The sequence below is a fragment of the Limnohabitans curvus genome (assembly GCF_003063475.1).
Taxonomy (GTDB): domain Bacteria; phylum Pseudomonadota; class Gammaproteobacteria; order Burkholderiales; family Burkholderiaceae_C; genus Limnohabitans; species Limnohabitans curvus.
Window position 1 is genome coordinate 99439 of record NZ_NESP01000002.1, and the last position, 22108, is coordinate 121546.

A 22108-nucleotide genomic window follows, 5' to 3' on the forward strand; every position below is an offset into this window, starting at 1 on the left:
ATCAGTCTCCCTTGAAGAAGGGTGTGCTTTTGGCGACGAAGGCGTTGTACGCGCGGTGAAAATCATTGGTCATCATGCAGATGGCCTGAGCCTGAGCTTCGGCCTCGATTGCCTCATCGATGCCCATATTCCACTCTTGCTTAAGCATTTTCTTTGTCATGCCGTTTGCAAAAGTGGGGCCACTGGCGAGCTCGACTGCGAATTGCTGTGCCTGTTCAAGCAAGACATCTGGTTCGCACAATCGATTAAAGAATCCCCATTGCTGTGCTTCATCGCCTTTTAAGGCGCGACCAGTGAATAGGAGTTCACTGGCTCGCCCTTGCCCGATGGTTCGAGGCAGAAGGGTGCATGCCCCCATATCGCAGCCTGCGAGGCCGACGCGATTGAAGAGAAAGAATGTTTTGCTGCGTGCTGTGCCGAAGCGCAGATCAGAACCTAACGCAAGCATGGCGCCTGCGCCTGCACTGACGCCATCAACTGCTGCGATGATAGGTTGTGGACATGCGCGCATGGCTTTGATCACATCACCGGTCATGCGAGTGAACGCAAGTAGACCCGGCATATCGAACTTGGTGAGTGGGCCGATGATTTCATGTACATCACCGCCTGAACTGAAGTTCTCTCCAGCTCCGCTCAAGACGATCGCATCAACATCATCTGCGAGGCACATGGAGTTAAATAAGTCGCGAAGTTCTGCGTACGAGTCAAACGAGATGGGGTTCTTACGCTCTGGGCGATTCAGAGTGATGGTGGCGACACGCGCTAGCCAAGAAAAATCAAAGTGTTGTGCTTTGTAGTCAAAGAGGGAAAGTCGATGACGTGGCAAAGAGTGAGGTTGTCCAAGTAGGTGCTTCATGAAGTGTCTTTGGTGAACGATGCGTGTTTAACCAGCAGACTCGCCGCCATCAACGGCAATGGCTTGTCCGTTAATGCTTCGAGATTCGGTTTGGCAAAGCCAGAGAACACATGAAGCCACTTCTTCAGGGCGAATCATGCGTTGTTGGGGATTGCGACGCGTGAGTAAGCTAAATGCTTGTTGAGCCGTCTTGTCCGTATTTCGAACGATGTCCTCAATGGCCTGTGCGGCGATCGCTGTTTCTGTATAGCCTGGACAAACAGCATTTACGGTGATGTGATTTTTTGCCAGTTCAAGTGCGAGAGATCGTGTCAATCCAACGACGCCATGTTTTGCGGCTGTGTAGGCGCTGACGTGTGTGTAGCCTTGCAATCCAGAAGTGCTGGCGATATTGATGATCCGGGAGGGATTGAGAGCGGACCCGGTTGTTCGAAGAGATGGAATTGCAGCGTGTATGCAATTGAAAGTTCCCGTGAGATTCACGGCTAGCATTTGGTTCCATAAATCAGGACTGGTTTGGTCAATGGAGCTGCTTTTTGCTTGACCTGCGTTGTTAACAAGAACATGAATGGGGCCAATGGCTTGGATTGCTTCTGAAAATCCTCTTTTCACTTGTTGCAAATCGGCGATATCTACCGACTGAACAAACTTGCGACCATGTCCTGGTAGGTCGCTTGCCATTGCATGGAGTGCTTCTTTGTTTCTGCCCACTAAGGTCAAATTTGCATCAGCTGTTGCAAGTAGTTGCGCAATAGCGGCACCGATGCCGCGGGCAGCACCGGTGATGACGATGTGCTGATGGGATAAGTCAATAGATATCGTCATTTCTTTTGAGCGTTAGATTGAGTTGCTGCACGTTCAAAGTTAGCTTCGAGTTGACGCTTCGCGGAGAGGTAGGGCTTATGCCAAGCTATGTTGGAGTAACCAACACGAGCGGCTTCAGATAGCGTCCATGCAGGATTGGCCAAATGCGGGCGCGCAATGGCGCAGAGATCGGCACGCCCTGCGGCGATGATGCTGTTGACATGATCAGCTTCGCTGATGGCACCTACAGCGATGGTGGCGATGCCCGCTTCTTGGCGGATCTGATCTGCAAAGGGAGTTTGGAACATGCGACCATAGATAGGCTTTTCTTGTACGCTCACTTGTCCAGATGAGCAGTCAATCATGTCTGCGCCTGCCGCTTTAAAAGCCTTAGCGATTTCGACGGCATCAGTAGGTGTGATACCTCCATCAACCCAATCGTGAGCGGAAATGCGAATGCTCATAGGAAGGTGCTTAGGCCAAACCGCGCGCATGGCCTTGAAAATCTCAAGAGGCCAACGCAAACGATTTTCTAGGCTACCTCCGTACTCATCGGTGCGTTTATTTGTGAGTGGGGAAATGAATGCAGAAAGAAGGTATCCGTGCGCACAATGCAACTCAAGCCAGTCAAAACCTGCGTTAGCTGCTCGACATGTTGCTTGTACAAACTCATTTCTGATTTCTTCTAGACCTGCATGCGTGAGTGCGGCGGGTGCAGTGCCGTTGGGCATATAGGGCTCAGTAGAAGCAGAGCACAAAGGCCAGTTGTGGTCTTCGAGAGGATGGTTAGCGCCTTTGCCTTCCCAAGGGCGGTTGGTGCTGCCCTTGGGTCCTGCGTGCCCGAGTTGAATACCAATCTTGGCATCACTGTTTTGATGTATCCAAGATACGATGCGGGTAAAGGCCTGTTGTTGGACGCCATTCCAAAGGCCGGGGCAATAGGGTGTGATGCGACCTTCTGGACATGGGGCCGTCATCTCAACCATTACCAGACCCGCACCGCCTAGTGCACGCGAGCCGAGGTGGACGAGGTGATAGTCACCAGCTATGCCATCAACCGCGGAATACTGCGCCATTGGAGAAACAACAACGCGATTCTTCAATGCTACGGAACGCACCTGGTATGGCGTGAACATTGGAGGGATTGGAACATCGGTTTGTACATTCGCTTTTTCTGCAAACCATTTCTCATAGTTCTCAAGCCATGTCTTGTCCCGTAGACGTAGATTTTCATGACTAATGCGTTGGCTTCGCGTGAGCATTGAGTACATGAATTGTTCGGGTTCGAATTGTTCGCAGTAACGAGCATCACAAACTTCGAACCATTCCATGGCGTTCCATGCGGCATTTTGTAGGCGCAGAGTTTCAATTCGACGTGCCTCTTGATATGAGTTAAGCACGTTGGTAATTTGCGAGGCGTCGTGGCCGTACTGATCAAATTGGCGGGTTAGCTCTATGGCATCTTCGAAGGCAAGTTTGGTTCCCGAACCAATGGCAAAGTGGGCTGTATGAACGGCATCACCCATTAAGACAACGTGGCTACCGTTTTGGTTTTTCAACCACCACTGTTCGCAGACAACACGCTGGAAACTTAACCAAGCTGAGCCGCGAAGATGGCGAGCATTGGTCATCAAAGGGGCGCCTTGCAATGATTCTGCGAAGAGCTTTTCGCAGAATGCGATGGACTCCGTTGAGTCTGCCTTGTCTAAACCGTGAGCGAGCCATACATGCTCGGGACACTCCACAATGAATGTGGTGGTGTCGCTGTCGAACTTGTAAATGTGCGCTTGAAACCAGCCGTGTTCAGTTTTCTGAAAATCGAAAGTGAATGCGTCAAAGAGGCGATTAGTGCCGAGCCAAATATATCGATTGGGGCGCGTGACGATGTCGGGCTTGAAGACATCGACGTGTAGATCACGGATTCTCGAATTGATGCCATCACTTGCAATGATTAGATCTGCGTCGGGGTAATCGTTATCCGAGTTGGCTTCGGTCTCGAAAACCAATTTAACGCCCAGTTGTTCGCAACGTTTCTGCAAGATGTTGAGCAACTTCTTGCGACCAATGCCGACGAAGCCATGTCCGCTGGAGCGCAGGGTTTGGCCTTTGAATCGTAGTTCGATGTCATCCCAATGATTGAACGCGTGCTGAATTTCAGTCGCAGTTGTTGTGTCCCAGACACGCATGTTTTCCATCGTCGCATCTGAGAAAACGACGCCCCAGCCAAAGGTGTCGTACGGGTGATTTCGTTCGACAACGGTAATGTCGTGCTGCGGATGACGAAGCTTCATCAACAAACCGAAGTACAAACCAGCAGGCCCGCCACCAAGACAGACAATATTCATAACATTTACCTCATAAGACTTTAGAAGTAAATTATTAAATACTACAAGCTATGGAGGGTTCATGGGAAACCCCCGAAATTTGATTGCCAAAAGATTACATATCGGCGCACGGTTGTTTCGTCACTCGTAAATACCTAGAAAGTCGTATCGATAACGAATTGCGTATTTAAAAGCATTCGTTATGCTCTCTTTGGCTGTCTTTTTTGAACTCGTATTTCTTAATGAACATGCTGAGTCGTAAGAGAAAGCATTTTTAATTCACTTTTTGAGGAGAAGCATGACATGAAGAGATTTTGTTCAGCCTTAGTGGCAACAGGGTTGGTGTTTCCGTTGGTTGCATATGCAAATGAAGCGGGGGCAGTGCAGAGTGAGAACAACATTAAGTTCTATGGGTTTGTTCGCTTTGATGGAACTCACGATTTAGGATCCAACAACACAGCGAATGGTGATTGGGCAAGTTTTTTGCAAAGTCAACCAATTGAAGGATCAATCGACTCGAAGAAACGTGGTGGTACCTACTTAACGGCGCGGACTTCAAGATTCGGGTTTGATGGCAAATTGGCAGGGGGTACTGTAGGCTTCAAATTAGAAGGTGATTTCAACGGTACGACAGCAGAGGGTGGCCAAACAGGGCGAGCGGCTAACAACGGGACAGGTTTGCGAATTCGTCACGCATACGTGGAGATTCATAATTGGTTGGTCGGACAAACATGGTCAAACTATGAAGACTTTGCTGGTTTGCCTGAGACGGTTCAGTTCAATCCCTCTTTAACTGCCGCGGCACCGAGGCAAGCACAGGTCAGATACACGTTCAATCTTCCAGCCTCGCAGTTGAGTTTTGCAGTCGAAAACGGGGGAAGTTATACGAGCGGAGCTTCGGGTGCAGACTTTGATAAGGGGGTCGATGTCACTGCGCGCTGGAACAAGTCTGGTGATTGGGGGCATGTCTCTGCACGTATGGCCTCTGTCGGTTACAACACCACTGATAACAGTGGCGTGACACATAGTGCGCGTGGTTACCAGGCTGGGTTGAGCGGCTCCACGGTTGTTCCTACTGGCAAGTTTGTGTATGGGGCATTTACAGGTAATGGTGGGGGGCGTTACGCGTGGGGTTCTTTGTTCCAAGGGGCTGTGTTGACCAATAGCGGAATCAGTCTTTTCAAATCGCACGGATCCCACGTTGGGTACACGCATAACTGGTCAGGAACGCAACGCTCTAATTTGGCTTATTCGGTTGTGAACTTCGCCAATAACCCTAACGCTATTGGAAATGAGAGTAACAAGAAACTTTCACAAATGCATGTCAACTTAATTTCTAATGTGGCTAAAAATACAGAGCTTGGTGTTGAGTATGCTTACGGGAAACGCACGTTGATGAATCCAACTGGTGACAACTACGGAGTAGAGAAGAGATTGAATGTTGCACTAACAACAATGTTCTGAAAGAACAGGCCTTCGGTTCGAAGGAGTCGTGGGCCTGTCGGTTCTATCATTACCAATAGTGGCACTCACCCAAATCTTTAGACATATCCCTGATGTCCACCCAAATTTCCACACCTGAAGTGATCGGGGGCAGGGTCTCAACGCCGACACCTGTGGGCAGGACGCATGTTCTGGCTTTCCCCGTAGGAAGGCCAAGGGGAGAATGTCTTGAAACCCAACTAACGCGCCACCGTCATCACGCTGCTGTAGCGCGACACCCCATAGCGTGAGATTGCCCGCATCACCGGAATCACCGCAAAACCACTCGCAGCTATCGCACCGCTGGCTGCTTGATCTGACCTGCCCCCACTAGCCGTACCACTGAATTAGAAGTTAGCCCAAGGTGCTAAGATTATTGCAAGACATGATGGTTTATATTTGCGGTAACAGGTGAATTACTCGAGTGCTGTTGCGCGAACTGAGCAGGCTCGGAATCGGCAATGCGTAAGTTACGCCGAGCATCTTCTATTTCTAATACTGAAGTAAGAACTGGGCACGACCATTAAAATACCCATTAGATCTTGCACCACTACCTTGGAGATGAACTTGTACTGGTTCGAATTCAATTCGAACGTAGTTAATTACCCCTGAGACAGCTCTCCCAGAATAAGAGCCACCAACCATATCTCTGAAATTCCTATCGACAACTCCACCATTGACGGTTTTAATTTTTGGATGAACTAGTATTTTATCTGTGCCAAACCCAGATAATATCAATGCGTTAGTAATAGGGTCGGAATCTTGCAGGGCGATAACTAATTGGTAATTCGTGTCAGTATCGCATTTAAAAGAAATGTTTGTAGACATCGGTGTGTTCTTCAACTCAAATTTATCATTTCTTCCCTTAATTAGGGATGCATTAGCTCGGACTTGACTTACAGGAGCGTCTATCACACACAGTGCTGAAGCTGTGCTTGGAAGTATTATTGTATCTATAATTAGGAGAAAGAGACAATTTCTGGCATGTTTCAATTGTGCCAAAATGGCACTCTTAATGTAGACAATTTGAGCCAAGTTATTCATTCCCTTATGACGATGATGTTCTCTATTTTGTCATGATGGACTACTTGGAGAACAAGGCTGGAGATGGCCTCTGTCGTATCGATGTTGAATAACCGCTCGTGGCGAGCTAGGACAGTCCCTAATCCATTTATTTTAGTACCATTCAAGATATACTGACGGATATTAATACGGGAGTCACCCATATTCTTCACAAACAAGCTCAACTTTCTCCCATTTTGTTTATATGATGCAACGACTTTCACAAGTTCCTTTTCTTTCTTCGAGAAGTCCGAAACATAGACTGGGACTGTAATCGCCATACCAACTCCAACATTCGGGGTCACAGTTTTAATATCAGCGAGTTTTTCATTTTCTTTTTCAGGAGTTGGAATCAAAATCTCATTAAACATAACTCGATATAAACCTTCTCCTTCTATCGAGTCGCCAACATATCTGACTTTGAAGACAGCACTATCACCCGGATTCACCCTATGCACTGGTGGAAATATTTCTAGATCATTACTAGGGACGGTTGACAAATTTCCTAGTTTGTCCATGTCCCAAGCAAGCCCTTTGCTTGTGATGAAGATAGTATCGTCGCGGTCGTTAAATAGAGTGAATGTGATTACTTTATTAAACCCTTTGGTAACATTGAGCTCGCCAACTAATTTATCCACACCTAAGGCCGAACATGCAGAATATGAAATGTACAATGCTAGACCAAAAATTCGAGATTTCCAAGACATTTTGAATCTCCAAGAAGAAATATTCATTTGAACTCCGTAATTAATTGCACTGTAATGTCGACATCGTTGCGTTGTATTGAGGCCTCAATTCTAGGTCCGCTGGTAGTTGGACGATACATCTTTCCCTACTTCTAGGTATCGTTACAAGAATGGACGTAATATCGTTAGGTAAATCCTCTAGGAAGACTTCGCCATTTTCTAGAACGTACACATGTTCACCAAGATTGAGGACAGAACCAGTTGGGACAACATTACCCGCCTTAAAAATCAATCTTATCCACCCTTGTCTCACATTCTTGACTTCTGGCTCCCAGTATGTCGCAGTCCATGGGTCTGGATTTCTTCCTACCAATACATTGGGTAATTTAATGTTGTTCGGAATTTCTTCTGCCGCGACTCTTAATGAAGGGGTGATATTTGTTCCATACATTGGGATAACTGCATAACCATCCTGATTAGTTACAGATTTTACGATTCCGTTATTATCTTCTACAGTTCTATTGCTTAGCCCTTTCAAACGAAGAACGGCCAAGCCATTCTCGACGGTGCGAGTCGTAATAATATTTTCATCAAAAAAGATCAGACCACCAGACTCATTGAGGCCTAGGGAGTAACTTCCATCATTTTTGATTCGTACATTGGCCTGATACGCCCCATGCCATGGATAATAATTAACGGAGCTATTGATATTAGTCGTAGATTGGCCATACGGTTGCTTCGTTATATCCGCACCCATTGAGTACTGCGTTTCGTTGTTAGCCGTATTCGTATATGAGGTTGAATAAGATCTCATTGCATTGTGATTGTCAGAGTTATTTAGACTAATACTATTCATTAGATGAGCCTTATCTAGCGCAATCGTTGCTATTAAACCTAAAACAAATGATCGGTTGTTGTCTGTGCGTTGCTCAGTTCCATATAAAGAGATTCCCCATCCTTTTGCGACTGGGACACTCCAATTAAATCCGAAGCTCGAAGATATAGGGCGAGAGTCGATTGATGATGATCTCAAGAACGAGAGTCGACCGGCTCTTCCCGCTGGGACTTGCAGACTATGTCGGATGTTTCTGCATATGCTTTCTTCTCCTATTGGAAAATTTGACGCAGGACAACTCTGCTGTGTAAGGCCGGAATACCAACTCGCATGCTCGGAATGTAAGTTGATTCCCCAATATCCATTTTTCTTAGGATTAACAAAATCTTTCTCAATAGAACGATTCTGACCAGCGCCAATTGATAGCCAAGCCGTTGGAATAAGATCGAAGGAAAGACCCCTCGCATGTGAATACTTCCCAAGTGTTGTTGATAGTTCGCCTGTTAGATATTTGTTGATTCCATATCGATAAAGGAATCCGGTTCCAATATTATTTATCTCTGTTAAACGGATATTGTTGGATCTTGTGCTGTTTTTAATTTGCCCGAAAAACAACTTCCAGTTCGCCTCGCCAGTTGGTAGCAATTGGGGTGTTACTGGTATAAATTCATTCCATGTCCGAACCTCACGTCCTGAGTCGTCGACTAATGTTAGGGCGTATTGGCCATTATCAGAAGCGTTGGAAGTAAGATGGGAGAGAGGCAAGCTGTAATAACCTGCTGAAATTGGGATTTCCTTTATTAAAACGCCCCTTACTCGAATCTGAATTCTGCCAGGAACATCAGCAAACCCTTGTATCGATCTTACTTCATCTCTAGGGCGACGATGCTCTTCTGATTCTAATACCAGTCCATACAAAGTAGTCGCGGCACCCGTATTATTCACTACGTTCAATCCGAACTTGGCCGTGAACCTTTTCTCAGGGAAACTGCGTTTCCAACTTGCATCACGTAGAAATCCGAAAGATCGTCCATTTGCATTGGATGCGTATCCGTCTAGTGTGAATAGGCCAAAGGGGGAATATTTTTTCCCACTTATTCCTAATGTTATATTTGTCATTTTAGTCTGCTCGAACCAAAAGCCAGTTTCATGCTGTAGGGCATACACGTTTATGGGCGATCCAAGAGGAGTCTGGCGCAACTCGCTAGATATGGATGTTTCCCTAGGAGCCTGTGGCTCATAATCGGAAGGGCTCACGTGAGCCCTTCCTATGTTTTTACCGTCCAATCTCTCTATTTTCACCTTTGCTTTCCAAAATGGGCGTCCTTCGCAAATTAGTCCATCTGGAAGTTTCTGGAGTTTCACGCGCTCGAAGAACAATCCTTCTAAGTAAAGGGAGTCATCTCCATGACGAACACATGTTGCATATGCACCCATAAGAGATTCATTGAGATAAATTAGCCTGTCACTAACTTGTATATCTGTTTCTGAGACCGCACTTTGAGCGATCATTAAGAAAGCAAGCGCTAATCCCTCACTTCGTGAGCTTCTCAAATCTTTACATCACCTTTTAGTAGTCCACAGTAACCCTTGCTGCTCCCGTAAATACATCTCCAGTTGGCTTTCCCACTTTTGCTGCGGAATTTGAATTGTAAAAAGTGGGTCGCCATGTCACCTCTGAGATAAATTCACTTGCACTTGCCGTTTTGGCCAAGAAAGCTGTTGAATAAGGTCTCGTCAATCCTGAATAATTGGTATAACTCCACCCAGCGGGGACCTTGTCAATTGATACCTGCTCATATTCGAGCATCGCAGCACCACCGAAAAATGCGACGGGTGGAGTGGATGAATCCACTAAGAATTGTGTCGCCACCCACCCTGCTGCCCAAGGAACCGAGCCAGGTGCTGGGGCGACTAGAAATCCGGTTATTACGGTGGGCTCACTACAAGTAATTGTTGTTGTGATCTCTAGAGCTGGGCTCGTAACTCTATTGGACATGCCAACTCCAGGAGTGGTAATGCCATGTGCTGTCAAATAATTCCCTAGTGACAATGTTGAATTTGTTGCAGTGGGCAATTGGAGGGCACCTTTCGAATTAGTCACTTTGCAGGATGGTGAACTAACGGCTAACGAGATACCAATGTCAGCAGTTGCGGTGGCAGCCACTGCGCTGTTCGCAAGACATACGCCTACCAACCAAATCGCAGTCGCGGGTACTTTCATTCTCAAGAAATGCATGATGATTACTCCTGTTAAGACATATCTATTTTATTACAAACTGAAAGAAAAACAATACTAAAGAATCTTTAATTTTGCGCATCGAAGGTTGCAACTAACCGGGCGCGGTGTGCCGTTCCAAAGTAGTTCCTTTAGCGCCATGGGGTTGAGAGGCAGAGTCAAGCTGTGCTGTGAAATTGTTTACATGTGTTGGGAAATGTCCGTTTTTTTCGCATACCAGACAAAATACACAACGCTAACGAAAATCAAAGCAGGGATGCCAAAGACCAATGTCATTTGGAATTCCTTTGTGAATGCGGTGGTGATCATGATGGCCAGCATGAGAGCTCCACCCAAAAATGTCAGGTATGGAAAACCAGGCATGCGAAAGGGCAAAGCTTGTGAGTTTTCATTGCCCCACTTCTTTCGGAAGAAGAAATGAGTGACAAAGATCATGAACCATGTGAACAGGGCACCAAACATTGAAACGGCCATCATGAGGGTGAAAGATTGCTTTGGAGCAACGATACTTAGAATGGTTGCCAGTGCAACGCCGCCAGTGGAGAGCAGCAATCCCAGCATTGGAATACCACGTTTGTTAAGACGGCCCAACTGCTTAGGTGCATAACCTGCGCAAGACAAACTAAACATCATTCGTGTTGTGATGTAGAGCTGGCTATTCATCGCGGAGAGTGCTGCGATAAGGACAACGAAATTCACCACGCCTGAGGCGCCAGAAATGTTGACCGCAGTCATAACTTTGACAAATGGACTTTCTTCATGGCCGGCTTGGGTCCATGGGACGATGGCAAGCATGAGACCCATTGTGAGTAGGTAAAAGAGCGCTAAGCGGATGAGTGTTGTACGAACTGCGCTCTTGATGGCTTTTTCAGGCTCGTGTGCTTCGCCAGCAGCTACTGCAATCATCTCGATTCCAAGGTAACCGAATATCGCGACGATGACTGCAATCCACATTCCCCATAACCCTTGCGGTAAAAAGCCCCCATGTTCAGTGTAATGATGGAGCCCAGGAACTACGTCACCAACTCTTGTGGCAGGACCAAAGACCACATATGAACCAATCATAATGAATGCAATGATTGCAACGATCTTTATTACCGAGAACCAATATTCAACCAGACCAAAAATATTGACGCTGAACGCATTGATCAGCACTAGGGCAAGTGAGAACGATGAAATCCAGAACCAACTCGGTATATCTGGGTACCAGAACTTCATGTAAATGCCGATGGCCGTTACTTCAGTTCCAATGGCTAAGACATTGCATGCCCAATATGCATAGCGAACCATGAACCCTGCCCACGGACCCATGTAGTGTTCTGCGTACGCACCAAAAGAGCCTGAGGTAGGGTGAACAATGGTCATCTCTGCGAGGCACCCCATCAGGATCAGGGCGATGAGCGCGCCAATAGCGTAACTGATGATCACGCTTGGACCGGCAAAACCAATCGCCAATCCACTTCCTAAGAACAAACCGGTGCCGATTGCACCTCCAATTGCAATCATGCCCATTTGTCCTGCGCTCAGGACTTTTTTGAGCCCTTGCTCTTGCTCGACGATTTGCTGGAAGCTATCCATAGATTTGCTCATGCAGTCTCACTCCTTGAGGTTTTATTGCTAAACGATGGCGACAGCTCGGTCCTGTGGACCGGTGCGCGTCGCAGTAGGCACTTTTTGTGCAGAAGAACTCCGAACGGGTATGACCGAAGGCTAACTCGATAAATAACCCATTAGACTCATTATTGTTTCATTTAGTAAATAATACAAACTAATAAGCGGGGGTGTTTACCCTAGTCTTTGAACAAACTTTGAATGGGGAAGTAATGCAAGTTGTTGTTTTGGGTGGAGGGGTCATAGGTGTATGTACTGCGTATTACCTTGCGAGAGAAGGTGTTGATGTCATCGTACTGGAGGCGGGTCCAGACGTCGCTACGGGGACGAGTTACGCCAATGCAGGGCAGATCTCACCTGGATATTCCACGCCATGGGCAGCACCAGGCATGTCTTTGAAGGCGCTGAAGTGGATGTTTCAAAAGCATGCGCCGCTGAGTGCTAGGTGGGATGGCAGTTTGTTTCAATTGCGTTGGATGTTGCAATGGTTTTCAAATTGCAACGAGTCGAGTTACGCGCGTAACAAAGAACGAATGATGCGCATTTCGGAATACAGCAGGGATTGTTTGCAACAACTCAGAGCAGAAACGGGGATTTCATATGAACACAGATGTGCGGGGACATTACAACTTTTCCGTGAGCAGGCTCAGGTTGATGCTGCACAAAAAGATATCCGTGTTTTGCATGAGTGTGGAGTTCCATTCGAGCTTTTGGATCGAGATGGAGTGATTCGGGCTGAACCAGGGCTTGAAGGAGCGAGCGCACTGATTGCTGGTGGGTTGAGATTGCCCAAAGACGAAACGGGAGATTGCCGTTTGTTTACGCAAGAACTTTCTCGGATGGCGCGAGCGTTGGGAGTCCGCTTTCAGTTTGGTATGAGGGTCGAGAAGTTGTTGAATGTGGGAGACAAGATTACAGGGGTTCAGTATGAAAAAGGCGGAAAGCGAGGTGTGCTGTCTGCAGATGGTTATGTAATGGCAATGGGGGTTGACTCTCGACAAGCGCTTTTGGATGTTGGAGTAGATGTGCCGGTTTACCCCGTGAAGGGATATTCACTGACGATGCCGGTGTTTGATCCTTCTCGTTCTCCGATATCTACAGTTTTAGACGAGACGTACAAGATTGCGATTACACGTTTTGATCGGCGGATTCGTGTGGGGGGGATGGCCGAGTTGAAAGGTGTAGACCGTACGTTGCTGAGTCAACGCCGCGAAACGTTAGAGATGGTGGTCAAACAGTTATTTCCTGGTGGGGATTTGTCGAAGGCAGAATTTTGGACGGGGTTGCGCCCGATGACTCCGGATGGTCCCCCGATTGTGGGGGAAACGTTCTTTCAGAACCTCTATTTGAATATCGGGCATGGAACGCTGGGCTGGACGATGGCCTGTGGTTCAGGTCGGTATGTGAAGGATTTGCTTCTGGGAAGGGAGACGCAAATCAGACAAGAGGGATTATCGATGCGACGTTATAGCCGCAATGTGATCTGAATCTAAAGGGAGACAAAGAAATGACGCGACCAAGCCAAGCATTGATAGACCTAAATGCGCTCTTGAGCAATTACAAGAAATTGCGAACGTTTCATGGCGGAAAGGCATTTGCTGTTTTGAAAGCGAATGCATATGGTCATGGGGCTGTGCGATGCGCGAGAAAGTTAGAAATGGATGCAGATGCATTTGCTGTTGCATTTCTGGAAGAAGGGCTCGAGTTGAGAGAGGCAGGTATCCAAAAGCCCATACTCTTGTTGGAGGGCGTTTTTGACGTTAAGGAGTTGCGCAAAGCGGCCAATCATGGTTTTTGGGTTGTTGTAAGTCGACATGAACAATTGGAGATGATTGAGCAATGCTCTAGTGCAATGCGTGGACTTAATGTGTGGCTCAAGCTTGAGACGGGGATGAATCGCTTGGGGCTGGATGGTTCTTTGGCGTGTGAATATATAGCGCGACTGTGCGCGACCAAGGCGGTAGCAAAAGTGAGTTTCATGACACATCTTGCTTGTGCAGATGTTGAAGGGGATGACTTTTCAACCAAGCAAATTGAAAAACTAATGAATGCGACGAGGGGGCTCGATTGTGAGTTGAGCTTTTGCAATTCTGCGGGAGTTTTAAGCGCAAAAGGCCCACCTTCAGATTGGGCCAGATTAGGAATTGCAATGTATGGCGTTAATCCTGTGCCAGGTAGTTCGTTTTCTCTAGAGCCAGTAATGGAGTTGAAAAGCCAAATCTTTGATGTGAAGAATGTCAAAGCAGGGGAAGGTGTCGGATATGGTTGCACCGTGCGAGTTAGTAGAGACTCTAGAGTAGGTATTGTGGCTTTGGGTTATGCAGATGGCTATCCAAGGAATGCGATGGGGTGTTCGGTGTTGGTTGATGGGCGGCTCACGAAAACATTGGGCGTGATATCAATGGATATGCTCGCTGTTGACATTACCGATCTCGAGAACTCAGGTCAGGGTAGCCAAGTTGAGTTGTGGGGGAAACACATTCGTGTTGCAGAAGTGGCGCAATACGCCCGAACAATTCCGTACGAGCTGCTTTGCAACGTTAAGAGGGTGAGCTTCTTGTCGATATAAACATGGTATCGGGCATGCCAACTTCCGCAAAATGCAAAAGACTACTCTTTTCTAAGTTAGAGCCCAGCGTCCAGCACATCGCCCTAGCTTTGAATTGGATGCAATCCAAGTAACCTATGGGGTTCAGCACGTGGAGACCGCCAACACCTAGATAAGTTGGTGTTCACATTGATTGAGAATTGCCCCACCTGTGATTTGGAAATCGGCAACATTGCGCGTCACGACCGCAATTTCATTCACGATTACAGTCGTTTCAATGAACCTATCGCGCTCGCCTGGAAAAAATAGACAAGGCGTGCTGCATGAGCCATGTGCGCAACACGGCGCTTGATGCGGGGTTTCGAATTCGAGCGAGAAAACGCTCAACTCTATGCCGTAAAGTTTGTGTTCGCCTTGCTAGCATTCATCATGCGTAGTTCAGGCACCACTTTCGTATAGAGAACGTACATCATGAGATGCTAGCCGCTTGGGTGCTGACGTTGTGCGGTGTGTCTCAAACTCAATTCCTGCGGCACTAAGCATTGCCAGCAGATTGGCGATATTCTGATGCTGCTTGCTCACTGCAAGCATGCTTCGAAACTCAACAATACATGCGCCGTTTTGCCCAGATAGGTCATGAATTCAGGGCCGGCTCTGCTCGCCCTTTTTTGCGCGGCACATCTTGATTCAGCTCGCGACTAGAGAGTTGTAATCATGAAATCACTCCCAAACTTAACTGGGCTGGGTCCGTGGAGACAAAGTCGCGCATGTATTGCGCGTGTCTATCTCGATTTGTCGCCACAACAGTGAGGCGGGGCAACGGGGCATCTCATTCAACATGGACTCGTTAGGAAAGCGCTGTTCTGCAGTTTCTGACTGAGAAACTTGGACTTAGAAACGAACTCCAAGAGCAAGACTTAAGCCTCGCGTTGACTCAGAGTTTGGGCCTCTTCCGTACATCATGTAATCAATTTGCCCGTAGTAATCTTTTGTGAGTTGCATCTGCATTCCAAAACCGTACGCCACGTTTGAGACAGCCCCGCCCGCCGAGCCTCCCAGCAGAGTGCGATTGAACCCTATGCGACCGAAGAGTTCAACATCTTCTGCTACGGGGGTATGAGGCTTCAAGAATACGCCGCCCATGGTGGCTGTTACTTCTTCGTCCTTGTTGACTGTTGTGGCCGCCATGCCTTCCAGCGCCCAGTTTTCATTGATATCCATACCAATGGTGATGCGAGCCAGCTTTGGCCTGATCTTTGATGTGTCAGGGAATTTGACGATTAAAGGCAAGTGTGCAATCTCTCCATAGAAGACGGGAGAAGTTTCTTGCTGTTCGTCTTGGGCGAGAACGCTGTGGGCCCAAAGCGTAGAAAGAATCAAAAAATAGAACTTCAATTTCATGAGCGCTCCCTGCCTTGTGTCGTAAGTCCGATAGATCTCTTCTAGATTGTCAAAATTGTACAACAAATATATACAAATTGTTTTATAAGTAGTAATAGAATACTCTATATTTGTTGAACACCTTATTTGTGAGAACTATTAGGTGCGTTTTTATGAAGGAGGTTCCTTATGTTTTCTTGTGGTTCTTGTTTCCATCCTCGTAAAGATCGAGGGTTTCTTAGTTTGCTTCTTTCATTTTTGATGTTAGCAATGCTTAGCGCATGCGGAGGCGGAGGAGGGGCTAGTGGTGGGTTTGAGAATAGAACTTATCCTGTTGGTGGGAGCATCTCTGGTTTAGCCAGCGGTCAGACGGTGGTGTTGGAAAACAACGGGACGGATCCTTTGTCTGTTCAGGGGAATGGTGATTTTGTTTTTGATACACCTATTGCGTTCAACGGCAGTTACAACGTTACAGTTACTGGTCAGCCTACTGGGCAGATGTGTTCAGTCGCAAACAATTCAGGTTTTGGCGCTGGTGTGACGGCTAATGTGCGTGGCGTCAATATCGTCTGCTCTACTAACCACTACACCGTAGGTGGCAGTGTGTCTGGCTTGGCTAGCGGCCAGTCGGTGATTTTGAGGAATAACGGTGCAGATCTTCTGATTGTTCCAGGGAATGTCGATTTTGTCTTTGATACACCGATTGCGTTCAACGGTAGTTATAACGTCGCTGTTGATGCCCAACCCACGGGACAAGTTTGTTCAGTCGCAAACAACTCTGGTAGCGGCGCGGGTGTAACAGCCAATGTGACCAGTGTGAGTATCGTTTGTGCAACAGCTACAGCCAATAGCTACACGATTGGAGGCAGCGTATCCGGGTTGTCCAACGGGCAGCAGGTGACGTTGCAAAACAATGGAGCAGATGCGCTCACTGTGACCTCTAACAGCAGTTTTGTGTTCTCGCAACCTGTAGCGCTAAATGGAAGCTATAGCGTGACAGTTGGCACGCAACCCACGGGACAAGTTTGTTCAGTCGCAAACAACTCTGGTAGCGGCGCGGGTGTAACAGCCAATGTGACCAGTGTGAGTATCGTTTGTGCAAATGCTCCGGCAAGTACCTACACGATTGGAGGCAGCGTATCCGGGTTGTCCAACGGGCAGCAGGTGACGTTGCAAAACAATGGGGCAGATGCGCTCACTGTGACCTCTAACAGCAGTTTTGTGTTCTCGCAACCTGTAGCGCTAAATGGAAGCTATAGCGTGACAGTTAGCACGCAACCTACAGGGCAAGTTTGCTCAGTCACAGCGAACGCGAGCAGTAGTTCAGTGACGAGTGATGTGTCCAACGTGACTGTTTCATGCTCAGCATCTGCGGCAAGGGCAATTACAACTCCGCTGGTCAGCACAGCAACTGATAATCCAGCCCCCACCGGCGTTGCTGTGGATGCGCAAGGAAATGTTTTTGTAGCTCAATGGCGGGATGATTCTGGAAGTGACCCAGGTATTGTTCCTATCGTTTCCAGTGCCTGGCGTACTGTCTCCAAGATAACCACAAGCAACCAGCAATCAGCCTTTGTCTCAGGATTGATATCACCAGTCGGCTTGACTTTTGATGCAAGTGGGAACTTGTACATTGTTCAAACAGACTCAACCATAATCAAGAAGGTCACAAGTGCGGGTGTTGTGTCTACGTTTATTGATATAAACGCAATTGATTCGAACATCACTACGCCTGCAGCGATTTACTTTGACAGTCAAACCGACAAGTTCTATGTGTCGGACCAGTATAGTGGCTACATCTCAGTTGTTACGTCTGCTGGTACGCGGAGCAGATCAATCCCGCTACCCAACTTCCCATCTGTATTAGGAGTTGTAGTTGATGCGAGTGGCAACATTTATGCCAGTGATTACACGAACAGTCGGATCCTGAAGATAGACACCTCAAACACCGTGACGACATTCGCGGGCTCGTCGCAGGGCTTTGCAGAAGGCACGACAACAAATGCAAAATTCAACAGTCCATACGGCATCACCAAAGACACGAGTGGAAACCTGTATGTGGCGGATCAAGGAAATAACAAGATCCGCAAGATCACTGCGGCAGGTGTTGTCACTACGCTGGCTCCTACACTGAGTTCTGGTGTTGCAGCAACTTTCAACGCCCCCACAGGGGTCACAACAGATGCGAATGGGGTTTTGTATGTGACGGAATATTACGGGCGTAAAGTTAGCAATATTGTTTTTGTTCAGCCTTAGGAATTGATATGAGTGCTAAGGGCGAGGGCTGAGAAGCCTGAACCCTTAGTGGCCTGATTGTCCGGGCGCACAGAGCGTAAGAATATTGTTCGATTAGGGAGAGTGGCACGGCTCGGTTGCGGCTGGGCTCTGGGCTTTTTTGTTGCTCAAGGAGCCAAAATGTTTATTTTTAAGTTATTTAAATTATTTTGAATACTTAATAAGTTAACTATACTTGCCGTCTATTGGGTGGCTTCTTATGAAAATCGCGAGGCAAAGCATGTCACAAACCACAAATCGTGAAGGTGTTCTACGGTTCTGGAAGCGAGGGCAAATCATCGAGTTAGACAATATTCCGCCAGACAGGATGCTGCTAGATCTCTTGAGGGAGGATTTACGCGTATGCGATGCTAAAGAGGGCTGTGCGGCGGGTGATTGTGGCGCCTGTACGGTGGTTATTGCGGACACGGTGGATGGTGAGCATTTAGATTTCCGAGCGATCAACAGCTGTATTCGTCCTGCACATGCTATTCATGGAATGGCCTTATGGACGGCAGCCGATCTGGCTCAAGAGGGGGTGCTTCATCCAGCACAGGCTGCGATTGTTCAGCGACATGGGACACAGTGTGGATTTTGTACGCCTGGCGTAGTGATGAGTTTATTTTCGCTGTATCAACGTACATGTGCACAGAGTGAGGAGCTTCAAAAATCTCATGTGATCGATGCCTTGTCCGGGAATTTGTGCCGTTGTACGGGCTATCGATCTATCGTTGATGCTGCATTTTCTATGCGTGACTATCCAAAAGTACTTGAAAATGAGAAAGAAATTGCTCATCAGTTAATGACGATTCGGTCTTGTGCGCATAGTGTTATGAATTATGAGATGCCGACGGAGTTGTCGACATTATTAGAGCTGAGAGCCCAGCATCAGAAGGCTCAGTTGATTGCCGGCGCTACGGATGTTGGCATATGGGTAAAGCAGGGTATGAAACATCTGCCCCACATCATTGATGTGCATCGTGTCAAAGAGTTGCGTGCGATAGAAGTTACTGCCAATCATTTGTGTATAGGTGCGGCCGTGTCGTTGCAAGAGGCCTTTGATGTACTCGCGAAAGAGCGCCCTGTCGTTAAAGCGTTCGCAGCACGTTTTGCTGGGTGGCCTGTACGGCAATCGGGCACGCTAGGCGGCAATATTGCAAATGGCTCACCGATTGGCGACAGCATGCCTCTGCTGTTGTCTTTAGATGCAACAGTGGTGTTGAAAGCGTGGCGCAACTCTAAGGTAATGTCTAGAGAGTTGCCTTTGTCCGAGTTCTATATGGGCTACAAGAAGACGGTGATGTGGCCTGATGAGGTGTTAGTTTGTATCAAGGTTCCTCGGCCATCTGAAGGCGAGTGGTTGGGCTTGTACAAGGTATCGAAGCGACACGAAGACGATATTTCCGCAGTGTGTATGGCCATTCGCATAGAGGGGCATAAGCAAGGACTGGATGTTGTGAGAATCGGTCTTGGCGGCGTGGCAGCAACCCCTGTTCGTGCAATGAGAACGGAGTGCATTTTGCAGGGCCGAGAAGATGAGTATGCGGTTTGGAAAGAGGCGCAAGTTGAAATCGCGAACGAATTCGAGCCAATTTCAGATTTACGAGCGAGTGGTGAGTATCGACAAATAGTCTTGGGTAATTTGCTCGAGCGGGCATACCTAGAGCGCACGAAACAAGGCGCGGTACGTTTGGAGGACTTGTCATGAACAGCATAAATACTTTGTTAAAGAGTAGTGACTCTCACGAGAGTGCTATAGGACATGTCCAAGGGACCGCCCCATATGTTGATGACATGCCATTAATAGAGGGCACATTGCATGGAGTTGTCGTATTGAGTTCGCTCGCCGCAGGAACTCTTTCTCATGTGGATTGGGTATGGGCACAGTCGCAAGAAGGGGTCTCGGGAGTTGTGACTGGGAGCGACATACCAGGGAGCAGCAAATTAGCCACTTATGTGGCGGATGAGAATATCTTTGCAGAGAGCGAAATTGCATACTACGGTCAAGTGGTAGGACTGGTGGTGGCAAAAAGGCGAGAGGTTGCGGCGCGAGTGGCTAATTCAGTACCGATGCGAATCGATGCCGAGGCCCCCACCTTGGACGCAAGACAAGCATGTGCACAGTCAAGCTTTGTACTGCCAAGTGTTCATTTAGAAAGAGGGGCAATTGATGCTGGGTGGCAAGAGAGTGTTTATCAGCTATCTGGCAAATTAGAGGTGGGAGGACAAGAGCATTTCTATCTTGAGGGTCAGGTGGCATACGCCATATCTCAAGCAGACGGACGGTGGGAGATTCATTCCAGCACCCAGCACCCAGGGGAGGTGCAACATTGGGTCGCACATGCGCTGAATATTCCGATGCATCAGGTGCGTGTGATTTGTCGTCGCATGGGTGGGGGTTTTGGGGGAAAAGAGACCCAAGCTGGCCACTTGGCGGTGTGGGCAGCATTGGCCGCAAACAAGTTCAAAGTGCCCGTGAAAGTACGTTTAGACCGCAAAGATGATATGTTGGTGACAGGAAAACGTCATCCATTCAGTCACGAATGGCAAGTGGGTTTTGATGCCGATGGTCGAGTTAAGGCATTCGAATCATTGCAGATGGCGCATTGCGGGCATAGCGCAGATTTGAGTGGCCCAGTTGCAGATCGAGCAATCTTTCATACAGATAACGCATATTGGTTACCTGCAGTTAAGGTGACATCACATCGTTGCAAGATGAATACACAGAGCCATACGGCATTTAGAGGCTTTGGGGGGCCGCAGGGGGTGATTCTGATTGAGACGGTGATGGGAGATATCGCACGGTGTCTGAAGAAGGATGCCTTAGATGTTCGCTTGCAAAATCTCTATGGAATTCAAGAGCGCAATATTACGCCCTATGGAATGGAGATTGAAGACAACGTCTTAGAAGCACTAATCACGCAACTTGCGACTGATTGCCAGTACCGGGTAAGGCGTGAGGAGATCAAACAATGGAATGCTCAATCGGAAAATCTTAAGAAAGGATTGGCGTTAACGCCAGTCAAGTTTGGAATCAGTTTCACTGCGACGCAATTTAATCAAGCGGGTGCCTTGGTGAGTGTGTTTACAGATGGCAGCGTTTTGGTGAATCACGGTGGAACCGAAATGGGACAAGGTCTTCATACGAAGGTCTGTCTGGTGGTGGCCCGAACGTTAGGGATCTCCGAGCAGCGTGTTCGTATCAGTGCAAGTGACACTGACAAAGTAGCCAATGCAAGTGCAACGGCGGCTTCTAGTGGAACAGACATGAATGGGAGAGCCGCAGAGTATGCCGCGCTTCGGATCAAGAAGAACATTGCAGATTGCCTTGCCAAAAACGATGGATGTTCTGCGGATGAGATCACCTTTATTGATGACTCGGTCGTAACGCCACGGCACAAGCGCAGTTTCGAAGAGGCTGTGCAATTTGCCTACAAGCAACGGGTGCAATTGTGGAGTGATGGGTTCTATGCGACGCCGAAGATCAACTACGATCCAAAAACATTGACGGGGCGGCCTTTCTACTATTTCTCCTACGGCGCAGCATGCAGTGAGGTTGCAATTGATCTTCTAACGGGCGAGTACAAGCTACTTAGAACAGACATATTGCATGATGTTGGGAGATCATTACATCCAGAGATTGACATCGGGCAAATCGAGGGAGGGTTCTTGCAAGGTGTTGGATGGTTAACGACCGAGGAGCTGGTGTGGGATCAGAGCGGTAAGCTCTTAACGCAAGGTGCGAGTACCTACAAGATTCCGACAGCAGCAGATATGCCAGAGGAATTGAATGTTAGTTTGTGGATGGAAGAGAACCGTGAGGCAAACGTCGGTGGGAGTAAGGCAGTTGGGGAGCCGCCCTTTATGCTTGGGATAAGTGTTTTTGAAGCGTTAAGAGATGCTGTGGGGTCGGTTAGGGATTCGACAACGCCCGTTGAGTTAGATGCTCCCGCAACGCCAGAGCGAGTTCTCAAAGCGGTTACACGTGTTAGAGAAGTGGACTAACT

Annotated in this window: 14 protein-coding genes; 6 read left to right on the forward strand and 8 right to left on the reverse strand. The window is 47.8% G+C overall.

The features are described from left to right. Position 1: 1 nt before the first annotated feature. From B9Z44_RS14765 to B9Z44_RS14775, 3 genes are read right to left on the reverse strand one after another with little or no spacing between them, the layout of a single operon-like run. Positions 2–856: an enoyl-CoA hydratase family protein gene (locus B9Z44_RS14765; protein ID WP_108403024.1), complete on the reverse strand. Its 855-nt coding sequence runs from the start codon at positions 854–856 to the stop codon at positions 2–4. Positions 857–883: 27 nt separating this feature from the next. After that, positions 884–1681 carry an SDR family NAD(P)-dependent oxidoreductase gene (locus tag B9Z44_RS14770; RefSeq protein ID WP_108403025.1) on the reverse strand — a complete coding sequence of 266 codons (798 nt, stop codon included), beginning with the start codon at positions 1679–1681 and terminating at the stop codon, positions 884–886. Next, positions 1678–4005: a bifunctional salicylyl-CoA 5-hydroxylase/oxidoreductase gene (locus tag B9Z44_RS14775; RefSeq protein ID WP_108403026.1), complete on the reverse strand. Its 2328-nt coding sequence runs from the start codon at positions 4003–4005 to the stop codon at positions 1678–1680. The genes B9Z44_RS14770 and B9Z44_RS14775 overlap by 4 nt, the downstream gene beginning before the upstream one ends. Positions 4006–4287: 282 nt before the next feature. On the opposite strand from B9Z44_RS14775, the gene B9Z44_RS14780 reads away from it, so the two are divergent. Beyond that, positions 4288–5448 carry a DcaP family trimeric outer membrane transporter gene (locus tag B9Z44_RS14780; RefSeq protein ID WP_108403027.1) on the forward strand — a complete coding sequence of 387 codons (1161 nt, stop codon included), beginning with the start codon at positions 4288–4290 and terminating at the stop codon, positions 5446–5448. Between the two features lie 510 nt (positions 5449–5958). On the opposite strand, the gene B9Z44_RS15105 is transcribed toward B9Z44_RS14780, so the two are convergent. The 4 genes from B9Z44_RS15105 to B9Z44_RS14795 form a co-directional block, all read right to left on the reverse strand. Continuing rightward, on the reverse strand, positions 5959–6294 hold the full coding sequence (locus B9Z44_RS15105; protein ID WP_211308726.1) for a hypothetical protein: 336 nt from the start codon (positions 6292–6294) through the stop codon (positions 5959–5961). A 212-nt stretch (positions 6295–6506) separates the two neighbouring features. Continuing rightward, a complete protein-coding gene (locus B9Z44_RS14785) occupies positions 6507–7262 on the reverse strand; it encodes a fimbrial biogenesis chaperone (RefSeq protein ID WP_146180646.1) in 756 nt (251 codons plus the stop codon). Positions 7263–7275: 13 nt separating this feature from the next. After that, positions 7276–9561 (reverse strand): fimbria/pilus outer membrane usher protein, encoded by a 2286-nt coding sequence (locus tag B9Z44_RS15110; protein WP_146180647.1) that lies wholly within the window; start codon positions 9559–9561, stop codon positions 7276–7278. A 907-nt stretch (positions 9562–10468) separates the two neighbouring features. Further along, the gene (locus tag B9Z44_RS14795; RefSeq protein ID WP_245912851.1) at positions 10469–11878 is read right to left on the reverse strand and encodes an amino acid permease; all 1410 of its coding nucleotides are present in this window, start codon (positions 11876–11878) and stop codon (positions 10469–10471) included. Positions 11879–12111: 233 nt separating this feature from the next. On the opposite strand from B9Z44_RS14795, the gene B9Z44_RS14800 reads away from it, so the two are divergent. Both B9Z44_RS14800 and alr read left to right on the forward strand, forming a co-directional pair. Then, a complete protein-coding gene (locus B9Z44_RS14800) occupies positions 12112–13386 on the forward strand; it encodes a D-amino acid dehydrogenase (RefSeq protein WP_108403030.1) in 1275 nt (424 codons plus the stop codon). Between the two features lie 20 nt (positions 13387–13406). Beyond that, positions 13407–14468, forward strand: a complete 1062-nt coding sequence (gene alr / locus B9Z44_RS14805; RefSeq protein ID WP_108403031.1) for an alanine racemase — start codon at positions 13407–13409, stop codon at positions 14466–14468. Between the two features lie 870 nt (positions 14469–15338). Here alr and B9Z44_RS14815 read toward each other — a convergent pair. Continuing rightward, positions 15339–15848, reverse strand: a complete 510-nt coding sequence (locus tag B9Z44_RS14815) for a porin family protein (RefSeq protein ID WP_146180648.1) — start codon at positions 15846–15848, stop codon at positions 15339–15341. Positions 15849–16016: 168 nt separating this feature from the next. On the opposite strand from B9Z44_RS14815, the gene B9Z44_RS15115 reads away from it, so the two are divergent. The 3 genes from B9Z44_RS15115 (at position 16017) to xdhB (ending at position 22106) form a co-directional block, all read left to right on the forward strand. Beyond that, positions 16017–18083 carry an NHL repeat-containing protein gene (locus tag B9Z44_RS15115; RefSeq protein WP_146180649.1) on the forward strand — a complete coding sequence of 689 codons (2067 nt, stop codon included), beginning with the start codon at positions 16017–16019 and terminating at the stop codon, positions 18081–18083. Positions 18084–18342: 259 nt separating this feature from the next. Then, positions 18343–19809, forward strand: coding sequence for a xanthine dehydrogenase small subunit (gene xdhA, locus B9Z44_RS14825; RefSeq protein WP_108403065.1), 1467 nt, complete (start codon positions 18343–18345; stop codon positions 19807–19809). Beyond that, positions 19806–22106: a xanthine dehydrogenase molybdopterin binding subunit gene (xdhB, locus tag B9Z44_RS14830; RefSeq protein WP_108403034.1), complete on the forward strand. Its 2301-nt coding sequence runs from the start codon at positions 19806–19808 to the stop codon at positions 22104–22106. Before xdhA ends, xdhB begins: the two co-directional genes overlap by 4 nt. Positions 22107–22108: the final 2 nt, after the last annotated feature.

What these genes read in the sequence shown, in the direction of transcription:
- B9Z44_RS14770 (WP_108403025.1), bottom strand. Translation starts at nt 1,681, where the DNA reads ATGACGATATCTATTGACTTATCCCATCAGCACATCGTCATCACCGGT.
- B9Z44_RS15105 (WP_211308726.1), bottom strand. Translation starts at nt 6,294, where the DNA reads ATGTCTACAAACATTTCTTTTAAATGCGATACTGACACGAATTACCAA.
- B9Z44_RS15115 (WP_146180649.1), top strand. Translation starts at nt 16,017, where the DNA reads ATGTTTTCTTGTGGTTCTTGTTTCCATCCTCGTAAAGATCGAGGGTTT.
- B9Z44_RS14765 (WP_108403024.1), bottom strand. Translation starts at nt 856, where the DNA reads ATGAAGCACCTACTTGGACAACCTCACTCTTTGCCACGTCATCGACTT.
- B9Z44_RS14775 (WP_108403026.1), bottom strand. Translation starts at nt 4,005, where the DNA reads ATGAATATTGTCTGTCTTGGTGGCGGGCCTGCTGGTTTGTACTTCGGT.
- B9Z44_RS14800 (WP_108403030.1), top strand. Translation starts at nt 12,112, where the DNA reads ATGCAAGTTGTTGTTTTGGGTGGAGGGGTCATAGGTGTATGTACTGCG.
- B9Z44_RS14785 (WP_146180646.1), bottom strand. Translation starts at nt 7,262, where the DNA reads ATGAATATTTCTTCTTGGAGATTCAAAATGTCTTGGAAATCTCGAATT.
- B9Z44_RS14780 (WP_108403027.1), top strand. Translation starts at nt 4,288, where the DNA reads ATGAAGAGATTTTGTTCAGCCTTAGTGGCAACAGGGTTGGTGTTTCCG.
- xdhB (WP_108403034.1), top strand. Translation starts at nt 19,806, where the DNA reads ATGAACAGCATAAATACTTTGTTAAAGAGTAGTGACTCTCACGAGAGT.
- B9Z44_RS14795 (WP_245912851.1), bottom strand. Translation starts at nt 11,878, where the DNA reads ATGAGCAAATCTATGGATAGCTTCCAGCAAATCGTCGAGCAAGAGCAA.
- xdhA (WP_108403065.1), top strand. Translation starts at nt 18,343, where the DNA reads ATGTCACAAACCACAAATCGTGAAGGTGTTCTACGGTTCTGGAAGCGA.
- B9Z44_RS14815 (WP_146180648.1), bottom strand. Translation starts at nt 15,848, where the DNA reads ATGAAATTGAAGTTCTATTTTTTGATTCTTTCTACGCTTTGGGCCCAC.
- B9Z44_RS15110 (WP_146180647.1), bottom strand. Translation starts at nt 9,561, where the DNA reads ATGATCGCTCAAAGTGCGGTCTCAGAAACAGATATACAAGTTAGTGAC.
- alr (WP_108403031.1), top strand. Translation starts at nt 13,407, where the DNA reads ATGACGCGACCAAGCCAAGCATTGATAGACCTAAATGCGCTCTTGAGC.